Annotated in this window: 9 protein-coding genes, 1 tRNA gene and 3 rRNA genes; 8 read left to right on the forward strand and 5 right to left on the reverse strand. The window is 52.6% G+C overall.

The annotated features are described in order from the left end of the window. Positions 1-6: 6 nt before the first annotated feature. A complete protein-coding gene (locus AC1MKH_RS22080; protein WP_149464046.1) occupies positions 7-171 on the forward strand; it encodes a DUF2556 family protein in 165 nt (54 codons plus the stop codon). A 43-nt stretch (positions 172-214) separates the two neighbouring features. On the opposite strand, the gene envR is transcribed toward AC1MKH_RS22080, so the two are convergent. Next, positions 215-871 carry an acrEF/envCD operon transcriptional regulator gene (gene envR / locus AC1MKH_RS22085; RefSeq protein WP_276221099.1) on the reverse strand — a complete coding sequence of 219 codons (657 nt, stop codon included), beginning with the start codon at positions 869-871 and terminating at the stop codon, positions 215-217. 376 nt (positions 872-1,247) lie between these two features. Between envR and AC1MKH_RS22090 the strand changes: the two genes are divergently transcribed. From AC1MKH_RS22090 to AC1MKH_RS22120, 7 genes are all read left to right on the forward strand, one after another. Next, entirely contained in the window at positions 1,248-2,405 is a 1,158-nt protein-coding gene (locus AC1MKH_RS22090) for an efflux RND transporter periplasmic adaptor subunit (protein WP_327621856.1), read from the forward strand. Positions 2,406-2,419: 14 nt separating this feature from the next. After that, on the forward strand, positions 2,420-5,533 hold the full coding sequence (locus tag AC1MKH_RS22095; protein WP_276221103.1) for an efflux RND transporter permease subunit: 3,114 nt from the start codon (positions 2,420-2,422) through the stop codon (positions 5,531-5,533). 252 nt (positions 5,534-5,785) lie between these two features. Beyond that, entirely contained in the window at positions 5,786-6,007 is a 222-nt protein-coding gene (locus AC1MKH_RS22100) for a lipoprotein (protein WP_015962767.1), read from the forward strand. Between the two features lie 571 nt (positions 6,008-6,578). After that, positions 6,579-7,604, forward strand: a complete 1,026-nt coding sequence (locus AC1MKH_RS22105; RefSeq protein ID WP_276221105.1) for an amino acid ABC transporter substrate-binding protein — start codon at positions 6,579-6,581, stop codon at positions 7,602-7,604. Positions 7,605-7,667: 63 nt separating this feature from the next. After that, positions 7,668-8,849, forward strand: coding sequence for an amino acid ABC transporter permease (locus tag AC1MKH_RS22110; protein WP_231826072.1), 1,182 nt, complete (start codon positions 7,668-7,670; stop codon positions 8,847-8,849). Between the two features lie 9 nt (positions 8,850-8,858). Next, positions 8,859-9,962 (forward strand): amino acid ABC transporter permease, encoded by a 1,104-nt coding sequence (locus AC1MKH_RS22115; RefSeq protein ID WP_276221124.1) that lies wholly within the window; start codon positions 8,859-8,861, stop codon positions 9,960-9,962. Between the two features lie 7 nt (positions 9,963-9,969). Next, positions 9,970-10,728, forward strand: coding sequence for an amino acid ABC transporter ATP-binding protein (locus AC1MKH_RS22120; RefSeq protein WP_276221108.1), 759 nt, complete (start codon positions 9,970-9,972; stop codon positions 10,726-10,728). 103 nt (positions 10,729-10,831) lie between these two features. On the opposite strand, the gene rrf (AC1MKH_RS22125) is transcribed toward AC1MKH_RS22120, so the two are convergent. The 4 genes from rrf (AC1MKH_RS22125) to AC1MKH_RS22140 form a co-directional block, all read right to left on the reverse strand. Further along, a 5S ribosomal RNA gene (rrf, locus tag AC1MKH_RS22125) occupies positions 10,832-10,947 on the reverse strand. A gap of 39 nt (positions 10,948-10,986) precedes the next feature. Further along, positions 10,987-11,062, reverse strand: a tRNA-Thr gene (locus tag AC1MKH_RS22130). Between the two features lie 14 nt (positions 11,063-11,076). After that, positions 11,077-11,192: ribosomal RNA gene (gene rrf, locus AC1MKH_RS22135) — 5S ribosomal RNA — on the reverse strand. 96 nt (positions 11,193-11,288) lie between these two features. Continuing rightward, positions 11,289-14,195 (reverse strand): 23S ribosomal RNA (locus tag AC1MKH_RS22140). Positions 14,196-14,233 lie beyond the last annotated feature (38 nt).

Below are 14,233 nucleotides of genomic sequence, written 5' to 3' on the forward strand. Positions count from 1 at the left end.
TGGCTCATGATTCGCAAATACGGTTGGCTTGTCGTTTTCGCGCTGTTTATGTTCTTCTTCGATGCGGTGGTGATGCAGTGGATAGAGCTGCTGGCAACGGAAACGGACAAGTGCAGAAACATGAACTCGGTCAATCCGTTAAAGCTGGTGAACTGTAGCGAACTGGAGTAAGCCTGATTACGCGTAACACGCAGGATAATCGCTTACGACGGCATTATCCTGCAATTCCTTCCGGCACAATGTATTCATCAACATTATAATTACTTACCAGCATACGTAACGTATTATCCACCAGCGCGGGGGCTTGCGAGAATAAATCGTAATGCGACTGATTCATCAACCAGTTTTTAACAATCCCGCTAAAACAACCATGCAGAATGATTAATATTACGTCTAAGTCCAGACTGGGCGAGAGCTGCCCTTGCGCGATGGCCTGAATCAATAAGCTACGCATCTGCGGATGGCTGAATCCAATCTTCTCACGAATATATTGTTCCGAAAGCATTTCTTCGTGGAATTCACATTTATGATACAGAATTTGCATTAATGCCCGCTGACGGGGATTAGTCGCAATATATTGCAATCCCAGTATAAGTTTTTCACGCATCAACCTGAGTGGGTTGTTCTGCCACTCTGCGGTAAGGTCAAGGGTGATCAGTTCGCTCAGTGCCGGTTGCTGGAGCCAGATTTCATTGAACAGCTGTACTTTGTTCTCAAAGTGCCAGTAGATGGCGCCACGTGTGACCTGGGCGGCATCGGCGATATCGTTCAGCGTGGTATTGGTCACGCCACGCGCAGCAAACTGCGCGATCGCCGTTTCGAGCAGAAGCTGGCGGGTTTTAAGCGCCTCTGCTTTGGTTTTTTTCGCCATGGCGTAACCCTGCATAGAAGAAAAGATGAATATGACGATAATGACACTATTTTATCTTTAATTCATCCTGAAGAATTAAAAACCGTGGTGACAACAAATATAATCACAATAAATAAATTAATATTATTATATTCATCAATCATATGTAATTACAGCCCACGGCGTTACGTTATATTTAGAAACACTCCGCCAATAAAAAACACACTTATCTTATCTCTCTTTTATGTTTGCGTGCCTTTCGAACGGTGAATAAATAACTATTACTTACATAGCCACCTTATTATTTGTAGGATAGCAAACTATTTATTTTTCGGTCTCTGTTTTCTCTATTACCCCGCAACGGTAAATAGCGAGCTTCAGTTTATAAGGAACTGCAATGACGAAATACGCCAGGTTTTCACTCCTGCCCACCTTCATCATCCTTTCGGCTACGTTACTTGCCGGTTGTAACGATCAGGATGGGAAGCAAGCCCAGCCCCAGCAACCGCAGGTTACCGTTCACATTGTAAAAACGGCGCCGCTGTCGGTGACCACTGAACTGCCGGGCCGTACATCTGCATTCCGCATCGCCCAGGTACGCCCGCAGGTCAGCGGCATCATCCTGCAACGCCACTTCACGGAAGGCAGCGACGTTGAGGCGGGGCAATCGCTGTACCAGATTGACCCGGCAACCTATCAGGCTGATTACGACAGCGCGAAGGCCGAACTGGGGAAAAGTGAAGCTGCCGCGCAGATTGCCCACCTGACGGTGAAACGTTATGTACCGCTGGTGGGAACCAAATACACCAGCCAGCAAGAGTATGACCAGGCCATTGCCGACGCGCGTCAGGCGGATGCGGTGGTCGTTGCCGCCAAAGCATCGGTGGAGAGCGCGCGTATCAATCTGGCTTATACCAAAGTCACGTCACCCATCAGCGGACGTATTGGTAAATCCAATGTGACGGAAGGCGCGCTGGTGACGAACGGGCAAACCACCGAGCTGGCAACCGTACAACAGTTAGACCCTATCTATGTCGACGTAACACAGTCCAGCAGCGACTTTATGCGCCTGAAACAGTCCGTCGAGCAGGGTAATCTGCAAAAAGAGAATACCGCCAGCAATGTGGAGTTGCTGATGGAGAATGGTCAGCCTTATCCGCTGAAAGGCACCCTGCAGTTCTCCGACGTCACCGTCGATGAAAGCACCGGTTCTATTACTCTGCGCGCCGTCTTCCCGAACCCGCAGCACACATTGCTGCCCGGAATGTTTGTGCGGGCCCGCGTCGATGAAGGCGTGCAGCCAGATGCCATGCTGGTGCCGCAACAGGGCGTCACGCGTACGCCGCGCGGTGATGCTACCGTGATGGTGGTGAACAACGACAGCGCCGCCGAAACCCGTAACGTAATCGCCACACAGGCCATTGGCGACCAATGGTTGATTAGCGACGGGCTGAAAACGGGCGACAAGGTGATTGTCAGTGGTTTACAGAAAGTGCATCCCGGCGCGAGGGTCATCGCCGTTAGCGATGAATCAACCCCGCCAGCGGCGCAGTAAGGTATCCCTACGAAATGGCTAACTTTTTTATCAAGCGTCCGATTTTCGCCTGGGTGCTGGCTATCATTCTGATGATGGCCGGCGGGCTGGCGATTTTACAGCTGCCGGTTGCGCAGTATCCCACCATCGCGCCACCGGCAGTCTCCGTTTCCGCTAACTATCCGGGGGCAGATGCGCAAACGGTGCAGGATACGGTGACGCAGGTTATCGAACAGAACATGAACGGCATCGATAACCTGATGTACATGTCATCCACCAGCGACTCCGCAGGAAGCGTGACGATCACCCTGACCTTCCAGTCGGGAACCGACTCGGATATCGCGCAGGTGCAGGTGCAGAACAAGCTCCAGCTCGCCACGCCGTTGCTGCCGCAGGAAGTGCAGCAACAGGGGATCAGCGTTGAGAAGTCGAGCAGCAGCTTCCTCATGGTGGCTGGTTTTGTCTCCGACAACCCCTCCACCACTCAGGATGATATTTCTGACTATGTGGCATCTAACGTTAAGGACACCATCAGCCGCCTTAATGGTGTGGGCGATGTACAGCTGTTCGGTGCACAGTACGCCATGCGCATCTGGCTGGACGCCAACCTGCTGAACAAATATCGCCTTACGCCGGTAGATGTTATTAACCAACTGAAAGTGCAGAACGACCAGATTGCCGCCGGTCAGCTTGGCGGAACGCCTGCGTTACCGGGGCAACAGCTTAACGCCTCTATCATTGCGCAAACGCGTCTGAAAGATCCGGTTGAGTTCGGCAACGTTACGCTGCGCGTTAACACTGACGGCTCCGTGGTACATCTGAAAGATGTCGCACGCATTGAGCTTGGCGGTGAAAACTACAACGTGGTGGCGCGAATTAACGGCAATCCGGCATCAGGTCTCGGTATCAAGCTGGCGACGGGCGCCAATGCACTGGATACAGCGAAAGCCATTAAAGAGAAGCTGGCAGAGCTACAGCCTTTCTTCCCGCAGGGGATGAAAGTGGTTTACCCGTACGACACCACACCGTTTGTCAAAATCTCCATCAATGAGGTGGTGAAAACTCTGTTCGAAGCGATCGTACTGGTCTTCCTCGTGATGTATCTGTTCTTACAGAACATCCGTGCGACACTTATCCCGACGATTGCCGTGCCAGTTGTGCTACTGGGGACGTTCGCCATTCTGTCCGCTTTCGGTTACTCCATTAACACCCTGACAATGTTTGGGATGGTGCTCGCCATCGGCCTGTTGGTCGATGATGCCATCGTGGTGGTGGAGAACGTCGAGCGCGTAATGGCTGAAGAACATCTGCCGCCAAAGGAAGCGACAGAAAAATCGATGTCACAAATTCAGGGTGCGCTGGTCGGGATCGCCATGGTGCTGTCGGCGGTATTTATCCCGATGGCCTTCTTTGGTGGCTCTACCGGGGCGATTTATCGTCAGTTTTCCATCACCATCGTCTCGGCGATGGCGCTGTCGGTGCTGGTTGCATTAATTCTGACCCCGGCGCTATGCGCCACCATCCTGAAACCGATGTCGCCAGAGCAGCATGCCCACAGAGGCGGTTTCTTTGGCTGGTTTAACAATCTGTTCGAACGAAGCGTAGGGCATTATACCGACAGCGTGAGCCGGATTCTGGGTTCAACCGGTCGTTACCTGCTGATCTTTGTTCTGATTGTGGTTGGGATGGTGATACTCGCCTTACGGCTGCCCACCTCTTTCCTGCCCGATGAAGACCAGGGGGTCTTCATGACCATCGTGCAACTTCCCGCGGGAGCGACGCAGGAACGTACGCAAAAAGTGCTCGATCAGGTAACGCATTATTACCTGAACAACGAAAAAGCGGATGTCGAAAGCGTGTTTACCGTGAACGGCTTCAGCTTTAGCGGCCAGGCGCAAAACGCGGGGATGGCATTTGTCAGCCTGAAACCCTGGGAGCAGCGTGAAGGAAAAGAGTCGAAGGTTACCGCCATTTTGAGCCGCGCCAATGCGGCATTCGAACAGATTACCGATGGCTTTGTGCGCGGCTTTAACATGCCGCCCATTCTTGAACTTGGTACGGCGACCGGTTTCGACTTCGAGCTTATCGACCAGGGCGGTCTGGGTCATCAGGCATTAACTGCCGCACGTAACGAACTGCTGGGCAAAACAATGCAACACCCGGATGTTCTGGAAGGCGTACGACCTAACGGCCTGGAAGATACGGTGCAATTTAAGCTCGATGTAGACCAGGAAAAGGCACAGGCGCTGGGCGTCTCGCTTTCGGACATCAACGAGACCATTTCGGCCTCACTGGGTGGCGCTTACGTTAACGATTTTATCGACCGTGGTCGCGTGAAAAAGGTTTATGTGCAGGCCGCTGCGAAGTACCGAATGTTGCCGGAAGATATCAATAACCTGTACGTGCGCAGCGCCAGTGGCGAAATGGTGCCATTCTCCACCTTTAGCTCGGCGCACTGGTCTCACGGTTCCCCACGTCTGGAGCGTTATAACGGGCTGCCTTCAATGGAAATTCTGGGCGAATCGGCTCCAGGTAAAAGTACCGGTGAAGCGATGGCGCTGATGGAGCATTTGGCTTCAACGCTACCTGCGGGTATTGGCTACGACTGGACGGGAATGTCTTATCAGGAACGGCTGTCAGGTAACCAGGCCCCAGCCCTGATCGGGATTTCCTTCGTTATCGTCTTCCTCTGCCTGGCCGCGCTCTACGAGAGCTGGTCGATTCCATTCTCTGTGATGCTGGTTGTACCGCTGGGGATCGTCGGCGTGTTGTTGGCTGCCACGCTCTTTGGCCAGACAAATGACGTCTACTTTATGGTTGGCCTGCTCACCACCATTGGTCTCTCGGCTAAGAACGCCATTCTGATCGTGGAGTTTGCCAAAGATTTGATGGAGAAAGAGGGCAAAGGCATCATCGAAGCAACGTTGATGTCGGTGCGAATGCGTCTGCGTCCCATCCTGATGACATCGCTCGCGTTTATCCTCGGCGTATTGCCGCTGGCAATCAGCAACGGCGCCGGGAGCGGCGCGCAGAATGCGGTAGGTATTGGCGTGATGGGCGGGATGGTTTCCGCGACATTGTTAGCCATCTTCTTCGTCCCCGTCTTCTTTGTGGTGATTCGTCGTCGCTTCAAAGGTAAAGACGAGTAAGGCTGAAACATAAAGGCGTCTTCGGACGCCTTTTTTTATACAGTCCGAAGGCTATAATAATTAATAAGATAGTGATTCGTTCTTTCTTAAAACCAATCTATAAAATTCTTCTCTCTTCATTATTTTTACAATTCACATGAATTGACATTATTCCGCACGATGGTCTTTTTATCGCCAGTGATAAAATAGCCTCGAGCTCGTTAATAAGGGATTTAACTTATTAAACGAAGGCGTGATTATTGAGGTAACACCATGAAAAGATTAATTTCTGTCGCACTGCTTACCGCGCTGCTGGCAGGTTGTGCTCACGATTCTCCCTGCGTACCGGTCTATGATGACCAGGGACGTCTGGTTCATACCAATACCTGCATGAAAGGCACCACTCAGGATAACTGGGAGACTGCCGGCGCCGTCGCTGTGGGGACTGCCGCCGTGGCTGGCCTGACGATGGGGATCATCGCCCTGTCCAAATAATGCTTTCCGCGCGCGGCCCTGGCCGCGCGTTTGCCTTTCTATGGTGCAATTTTTAACGCTCCCGCCGTTATATAAATAAATACATATAGAAGTTAATCACATCCTGCTGTCTTAAATATTGCCGTGTTGCAATTATTCGTGTTGCTTTTCACATATTCAAATCATCCTACAGTTTGCTTATATTCACGGCCAAAACTGTTAGCGAACTGTTGCCATTAAAAAGAAAATATTTTGCGCCAAAATGTGGCTTACGTTGTAATTTCGCACTATTTCGGGGCGCTGACTTTATTTTTTCCTGTCTACACTCAGACATATTGCGCTGTAACTACCCCGCGCAAACCTGGCACTACCTTTGCTTAGTAAAAAGTAGAGCCATCACGACAGACAGGTTCAGGCGTTTCCCAGACGTCACTTAATACTCAAATCATTCGAGTTGCTTCAAGGCGGCAAGAGAGTGAATCCCCAGGAGCGTACATAAGTACGTGACTGGGGTGAGCGAGCGCAGCCAACACAGAAGCAGCTTGAAGGATGAAGAGTATTTAACGATATTTTCCGCCACACAGGATGCATTATGAAAAAGATAATGATAGCCAGCCTCGCCGCTGCCGGCGCGCTGTTTGCGGTTGTGAATCAGGCACATGCAGGTACCACATTTGATGCAGTGAAGAAAAAGGGGTTCGTCCAGTGTGGGATCAGTGACGGCCTGCCCGGTTTCTCTTACGCCGATGGCGATGGCAAATTTAGCGGGATCGACGTAGATGTCTGTCGCGGGGTCGCCGCAGCCGTCTTTGGTGATGCCAGCAAAGTAAAATATACCCCGCTCACCGCCAAAGAACGCTTCACTGCGCTGCAATCGGGTGAAGTGGACCTGCTCTCCCGTAATACCACCTGGACCTCCTCGCGCGATGCTGGCATGGGTATGTCGTTCACCGGCGTAACCTATTACGACGGCATTGGCTTCCTGACCCATAACAAAGCCGACCTGAAAAGCGCGAAAGAGCTGGATGGCGCGACGGTTTGTATTCAGGCAGGTACCGACACCGAACTGAACGTGGCGGACTACTTCAAAGCCAACAACATGAAGTACACACCGGTGACCTTCGACCGCTCTGATGAATCGGCCAAAGCCCTGGAGTCAGGCCGCTGCGATACGCTGGCCTCTGACCAGTCACAACTTTATGCGCTGCGCATCAAGCTGGGTAACCCGGCGGAGTGGATTGTACTGCCTGAGGTTATCTCAAAAGAGCCGCTCGGGCCGGTTGTGCGCCGTGGAGATGACGAATGGTTCTCCGTCGTTCGCTGGACGCTTTTCGCCATGCTGAACGCCGAAGAGATGGGTATTAACTCGAAGAACGTCGACGAGAAAGCGGCCAGCCCTGCTACGCCGGATATGGCGCACCTGTTAGGCAAAGAGGGTGATTACGGTAAGGATCTTAAGCTCGATAACAAATGGGCTTACAACATTGTGAAACAGGTCGGCAACTACGGCGAGATCTTCGAGCGCAATGTCGGATCGGAAAGCCCGCTGAAGATCAAACGCGGGCAAAACAACCTCTGGAACAACGGCGGGATTCAGTACGCTCCGCCAGTACGCTAAGCACGGCAGTAACGGGCGCTGCGCTGCGGCGCCCACATTTTCGTTCTGGTTCTGAGGTTTTTTATGCGCCATCGTCACCCAACCGTAAAGGGAGCCCTCTCCTTTTCTAACCCCACGGTTCGTGCCTGGCTGTTTCAAATTATCGCCGTAGTGACGCTTGTCGCTATTGCCATCTATTTGATACACAACACGATTACCAACCTGAATAACCGCGGTATCACCTCAGGCTTCGCTTTTCTCGATCGCAGCGCCGGGTTTGGTATCGTCCAACATCTCATTGATTATCAGCAGGGTGATACCTATGGCCGGGTGTTTCTGGTCGGGCTGCTGAACACACTGCTGGTTTCAGCCCTCTGTATTGTCTTCGCCTCGATACTCGGTTTTTTCCTCGGGCTGGCGCGTTTGTCGGATAACTGGTTGCTGCGCAAACTCTCTACGATCTACATCGAGACGTTCCGTAATATTCCCCCGCTGCTGCAAATCTTCTTCTGGTACTTTGCCGTACTGCGCAACCTGCCGGGGCCGCGTCAAGCGGTTAACGCCTTTGACCTGCTGTTTCTCAGCAATCGTGGGCTGTATATTCCTGCACCGCAGTTAGGGGAAGGGCTGCTGGCGTTTCTGGCGGCCATTATTGTCGCCATCGCCGTCTCCATCGGGCTGTATCGCTATAACACATTACGTCAGATCAAAACGGGGCAACTCCGCCGTACCTGGCCTGCTTCGCTGGCACTCATTATTGGCTTACCGCTTCTGGCTCACGCGCTGTTTGGCGCGGCATTACACTGGGATGTGCCCGAACTGCGTGGGTTTAACTTCCGCGGTGGCATGGCGCTTATCCCGGAGCTGGCAGCGCTCACCCTGGCGCTCTCTGTGTATACGTCGGCGTTTATCGCGGAAATTATTCGTGCGGGTATTCAGGCAGTGCCCTATGGTCAGCACGAAGCGGCGCGTTCACTGGGTCTGCCGAATCCGGTCACGCTGCGCCAGGTGATCATCCCGCAGGCGCTGCGGGTCATCATTCCGCCGCTCACCAGCCAGTATCTGAATATTGTGAAGAACTCCTCTTTAGCGGCAGCGATTGGTTATCCCGATATGGTGTCTCTGTTTGCCGGAACGGTACTCAACCAGACCGGACAAGCGATTGAAACCATCGCCATTACTATGTCTGTTTACCTGATTATCAGCCTGACGATCTCCCTGCTGATGAACCTCTATAACCGCCGCATCGCCCTGGTCGAGCGTTAAGGAGCCATGATGACAAAAGCACTGTTATCGCATCCGGTCCCGCCCACGCCAGCTTCATCCTGGCGACCGCTGGTCTGGATGCGCAAAAACCTGTTCTCCAGCTGGCTGAATAGCCTGCTTACGCTGTTCTGTCTGTGGTTGATGTGGCAGTTAATTCCGCCGCTGCTGAACTGGGCATTTTTGCAGGCCAACTGGTTCGGCACGACACGCGCCGATTGTACGAAAGCCGGGGCGTGCTGGGTGTTTATCCACCAACGTTTTGGTCAGTTTATGTATGGCCTCTATCCGCACGATCAGCGCTGGCGAATTAATCTGGCGCTGCTGATTGGCCTGTTCTCCATTGCGCTGATGTTCTGGCGCAACCTGCCACAGCGCGGGCGCTACATTGCTGGCTGGGCGGTTATCTACCCGCTGATTGTTTGGGGGCTACTGTACGGCGGGATTTTCGGCCTGGATCGCGTCGAGACGCGCCAGTGGGGCGGGTTGACGCTGACGCTGATTATCGCCTCAGTTGGCATCGCGGGGGCACTGCCGCTCGGGATCCTCCTTGCGTTAGGCCGACGCTCGACGATGCCGGTAGTGCGTATTCTGTCGGTAATTTTTATCGAGTTCTGGCGCGGAGTGCCGCTTATTACGGTTCTGTTTATGTCTTCGGTCATGCTGCCGCTCTTTATGGCGGAAGGCACCAGTATCGATAAGCTGATTCGCGCGTTGGTCGGTGTGATCCTGTTCCAGTCAGCCTACGTCGCGGAAGTGGTACGCGGCGGGCTTCAGGCGCTGCCAAAGGGGCAATATGAAGCGGCGGAGTCGCTGGCGCTGGGTTACTGGAGGATGCAGGGACTGGTCATTCTTCCACAGGCGCTGAAACTGGTGATTCCGGGTCTGGTAAACACCATCATTGCGTTGTTTAAGGATACCAGCCTGGTGATCATCATCGGTCTGTTTGATCTCTTCAGCAGCGTACAACAAGCGACCGTCGATCCCGCCTGGCTGGGGATGTCGACCGAAGGATATGTCTTCGCTGCACTGATCTACTGGATCTTCTGTTTTAGCATGTCGCGCTATAGCCAGTACCTGGAAAAGCGCTTCCACACCGGGCGTACACCGCACTGAGGAATCTATGAGCCAAATTTTGATGCAACCCGCCGACGCGATGATTACGCTTGAAAATGTGAATAAGTGGTACGGGCAATTCCATGTTTTAAAAGACATTAACCTGAACGTGAGGCCAGGTGAGCGTATTGTATTATGCGGTCCTTCGGGCTCCGGGAAATCAACGACCATTCGCTGCATCAACCACCTGGAGGAGCATCAGCAGGGACGGATTATTGTCGATGGGATCGAGCTAAACGACGATCTGCGTAATATCGAGAAAGTACGTCAGGAAGTAGGCATGGTGTTCCAGCACTTTAATTTATTCCCGCATCTGACCGTTCTGCAAAACTGTACGCTGGCGCCCATTTGGGTGCATAAAATGCCAAAGAAAGAGGCAGAAGCGCTGGCGATGCATTACCTTGAACGCGTGAGAATTGCCGAGCATGCACATAAGTTTCCCGGGCAAATTTCCGGCGGGCAGCAGCAGCGTGTCGCGATTGCCCGTTCTCTGTGCATGAAACCCAAGATTATGCTGTTTGATGAACCGACATCGGCGCTCGATCCGGAGATGGTTAAAGAGGTGCTGGATACGATGATTGGACTGGCGCAGTCGGGTATGACGATGCTGTGTGTCACGCATGAGATGGGTTTCGCGCGTACCGTCGCTGATCGGGTGATATTTATGGATCGCGGAGAGATTGTTGAGCAGGCCGCGCCGGATGAGTTTTTTGCACACCCGAAATCCGAGCGTACACGCGCATTTTTATCGCAGGTAATCCATTAATTGGTATTTTTAGGCCGGATAAGGCGCAGCCTCTATCCGGCATGTTTTTTTCGCCACAACGCAAAAAGGCCATCCTTTTGGATGGCCTTTTGCTTAATTTGATGTCTGGCAGTTCCCTACTCTCGCATGGGGAGACCCCACACTACCATCGGCGCTACGGCGTTTCACTTCTGAGTTCGGCATGGGGTCAGGTGGGACCACCGCGCTACTGCCGCCAGACAAATTCTTTTCTAATCTGCCGAACTTTAACCGAAAAAGTGGTGCTGATACCCAGAGTCGAACTGGGGACCTCACCCTTACCAAGGGTGCGCTCTACCAACTGAGCCATATCAGCACGCTAAATTTGATGCCTGGCAGTTCCCTACTCTCGCATGGGGAGACCCCACACTACCATCGGCGCTACGGCGTTTCACTTCTGAGTTCGGCATGGGGTCAGGTGGGACCACCGCGCTAGTGCCGCCAGGCAAATTCTGTTGTATTAACCCGCTTACGCCGGTTAATTTAATCTGTTATCAAGCTTACTTATCGATGTCTCTTCGCCAAAACATCTTCGGCGTTGTAAGGTTAAGCCTCACGGTTCATTAGTACTGGTTAGCTCAATGCATCGCTGCACTTACACACCCAGCCTATCAACGTCGTAGTCTTCAACGTTCCTTCAGGACTCTTAAAGAGTCAGGGAGAACTCATCTCGGGGCAAGTTTCGTGCTTAGATGCTTTCAGCACTTATCTCTTCCGCATGTAGCTACCGGGCAATGCCATTGGCATGACAACCCGAACACCAGTGATGCGTCCACTCCGGTCCTCTCGTACTAGGAGCAGCCCCCCTCAATTCTCCAGCGCCCACGGCAGATAGGGACCGAACTGTCTCACGACGTTCTAAACCCAGCTCGCGTACCACTTTAAATGGCGAACAGCCATACCCTTGGGACCTACTTCAGCCCCAGGATGTGATGAGCCGACATCGAGGTGCCAAACACCGCCGTCGATATGAACTCTTGGGCGGTATCAGCCTGTTATCCCCGGAGTACCTTTTATCCGTTGAGCGATGGCCCTTCCATTCAGAACCACCGGATCACTATGACCTGCTTTCGCACCTGCTCGCGCCGTCACGCTCGCAGTCAAGCTAGCTTATGCCATTGCACTAACCTCCTGATGTCCGACCAGGATTAGCTAACCTTCGTGCTCCTCCGTTACTCTTTGGGAGGAGACCGCCCCAGTCAAACTACCCACCAGACACTGTCCGCAACCCGGATCACGGGTCTACGTTAGAACATCAAACATTAAAGGGTGGTATTTCAAGGTTGGCTCCATGCAGACTGGCGTCCACACTTCAAAGCCTCCCACCTATCCTACACATCAAGGCTCAATGTTCAGTGTCAAGCTATAGTAAAGGTTCACGGGGTCTTTCCGTCTTGCCGCGGGTACACTGCATCTTCACAGCGAGTTCAATTTCACTGAGTCTCGGGTGGAGACAGCCTGGCCATCATTACGCCATTCGTGCAGGTCGGAACTTACCCGACAAGGAATTTCGCTACCTTAGGACCGTTATAGTTACGGCCGCCGTTTACCGGGGCTTCGATCAAGAGCTTCGCGTTGCCGCTAACCCCATCAATTAACCTTCCGGCACCGGGCAGGCGTCACACCGTATACGTCCACTTTCGTGTTTGCACAGTGCTGTGTTTTTAATAAACAGTTGCAGCCAGCTGGTATCTTCGACTGATTTCAGCTCCACGGGTAAACCGCTTCACCTACATATCAGCGTGCCTTCTCCCGAAGTTACGGCACCATTTTGCCTAGTTCCTTCACCCGAGTTCTCTCAAGCGCCTTGGTATTCTCTACCTGACCACCTGTGTCGGTTTGGGGTACGATTCAATGTTACCTGATGCTTAGAGGCTTTTCCTGGAAGCAGGGCATTTGTTACTTCAGCACCGTAGTGCCTCGTCATCACGTCTCAGTGTTAACAGAAGTCCGGATTTACCTAAACTTCCCACCTACACGCTTAAACCGGGACAACCGTCGCCCGGCCAACATAGCCTTCTCCGTCCCCCCTTCGCAGTAACACCAAGTACAGGAATATTAACCTGTTTCCCATCGACTACGCCTTTCGGCCTCGCCTTAGGGGTCGACTCACCCTGCCCCGATTAACGTTGGACAGGAACCCTTGGTCTTCCGGCGAGCGGGCTTTTCACCCGCTTTATCGTTACTTATGTCAGCATTCGCACTTCTGATACCTCCAGCATGCCTCACGACACACCTTCAACGGCTTACAGAACGCTCCCCTACCCAACAACACATAGTGTCGCTGCCGCAGCTTCGGTGCACAGTTTAGCCCCGTTACATCTTCCGCGCAGGCCGACTCGACCAGTGAGCTATTACGCTTTCTTTAAATGATGGCTGCTTCTAAGCCAACATCCTGGCTGTCTGAGCCTTCCCACATCGTTTCCCACTTAACTGTGACTTTGGGACCTTAGCTGGCGGTCTGGGTTGTTTCCCTCTTCACGACGGACGTTAGCACCCGCCGTGTGTCTCCCGTGATAACATTCTTCGGTATTCGTAGTTTGCATCGGGTTGGTAAGTCGGGATGACCCCCTAGCCGAAACAGTGCTCTACCCCCGAAGATGAGTTCACGAGGCGCTACCTAAATAGCTTTCGGGGAGAACCAGCTATCTCCCGGTTTGATTGGCCTTTCACCCCCAGCCACAAGTCATCCGCTAATTTTTCAACATTAGTCGGTTCGGTCCTCCAGTTAGTGTTACCCAACCTTCAACCTGCCCATGGCTAGATCACCGGGTTTCGGGTCTATACCCTGCAACTTAACGCCCAGTTAAGACTCGGTTTCCCTTCGGCTCCCCTATTCGGTTAACCTTGCTACAGAATATAAGTCGCTGACCCATTATACAAAAGGTACGCAGTCACCCCATAAAGAGGCTCCCACTGCTTGTACGTACACGGTTTCAGGTTCTTTTTCACTCCCCTCGCCGGGGTTCTTTTCGCCTTTCCCTCACGGTACTGGTTCACTATCGGTCAGTCAGGAGTATTTAGCCTTGGAGGATGGTCCCCCCATATTCAGACAGGATACCACGTGTCCCGCCCTACTCTTCGAGTTCACAACATATGCATTTTGGTGTACGGGACTTTCACCCTGTATCGTGCGACTTTCCAGACGCTTCCACTAACACACATGCTGATTCAGACTCTGGGCTGCTCCCCGTTCGCTCGCCGCTACTGGGGGAATCTCGGTTGATTTCTTTTCCTCGGGGTACTTAGATGTTTCAGTTCCCCCGGTTCGCTTCGTTAAGCTATGTATTCACTTAACGATAGTGCAACGAATTGCACTGGGTTTCCCCATTCGGAAATCGCCGGTTATAACGGTTCATATCACCTTACCGACGCTTATCGCAGATTAGCACGTCCTTCATCGCCTCTGACTGCCAGGGCATCCACCGTGTACGCTTAGTCGCTTAACCTCACAACCCGAAGATGTTTCGTAAAACACCATCGTGTT

Source organism: Pseudocitrobacter sp. CD920760 (genome assembly GCF_057782505.1).

Bases quoted from the DNA above. Each gene is read 5' to 3' on its own strand.
- AC1MKH_RS22080 (WP_149464046.1), top strand. From the start codon at position 7: ATGATTCGCAAATACGGTTGGCTTGTCGTTTTCGCGCTGTTTATGTTC.
- envR (WP_276221099.1), bottom strand. From the start codon at position 871: ATGGCGAAAAAAACCAAAGCAGAGGCGCTTAAAACCCGCCAGCTTCTG.
- AC1MKH_RS22090 (WP_327621856.1), top strand. From the start codon at position 1,248: ATGACGAAATACGCCAGGTTTTCACTCCTGCCCACCTTCATCATCCTT.
- AC1MKH_RS22095 (WP_276221103.1), top strand. From the start codon at position 2,420: ATGGCTAACTTTTTTATCAAGCGTCCGATTTTCGCCTGGGTGCTGGCT.
- AC1MKH_RS22100 (WP_015962767.1), top strand. From the start codon at position 5,786: ATGAAAAGATTAATTTCTGTCGCACTGCTTACCGCGCTGCTGGCAGGT.
- AC1MKH_RS22105 (WP_276221105.1), top strand. From the start codon at position 6,579: ATGAAAAAGATAATGATAGCCAGCCTCGCCGCTGCCGGCGCGCTGTTT.
- AC1MKH_RS22110 (WP_231826072.1), top strand. From the start codon at position 7,668: ATGCGCCATCGTCACCCAACCGTAAAGGGAGCCCTCTCCTTTTCTAAC.
- AC1MKH_RS22115 (WP_276221124.1), top strand. From the start codon at position 8,859: ATGACAAAAGCACTGTTATCGCATCCGGTCCCGCCCACGCCAGCTTCA.
- AC1MKH_RS22120 (WP_276221108.1), top strand. From the start codon at position 9,970: ATGAGCCAAATTTTGATGCAACCCGCCGACGCGATGATTACGCTTGAA.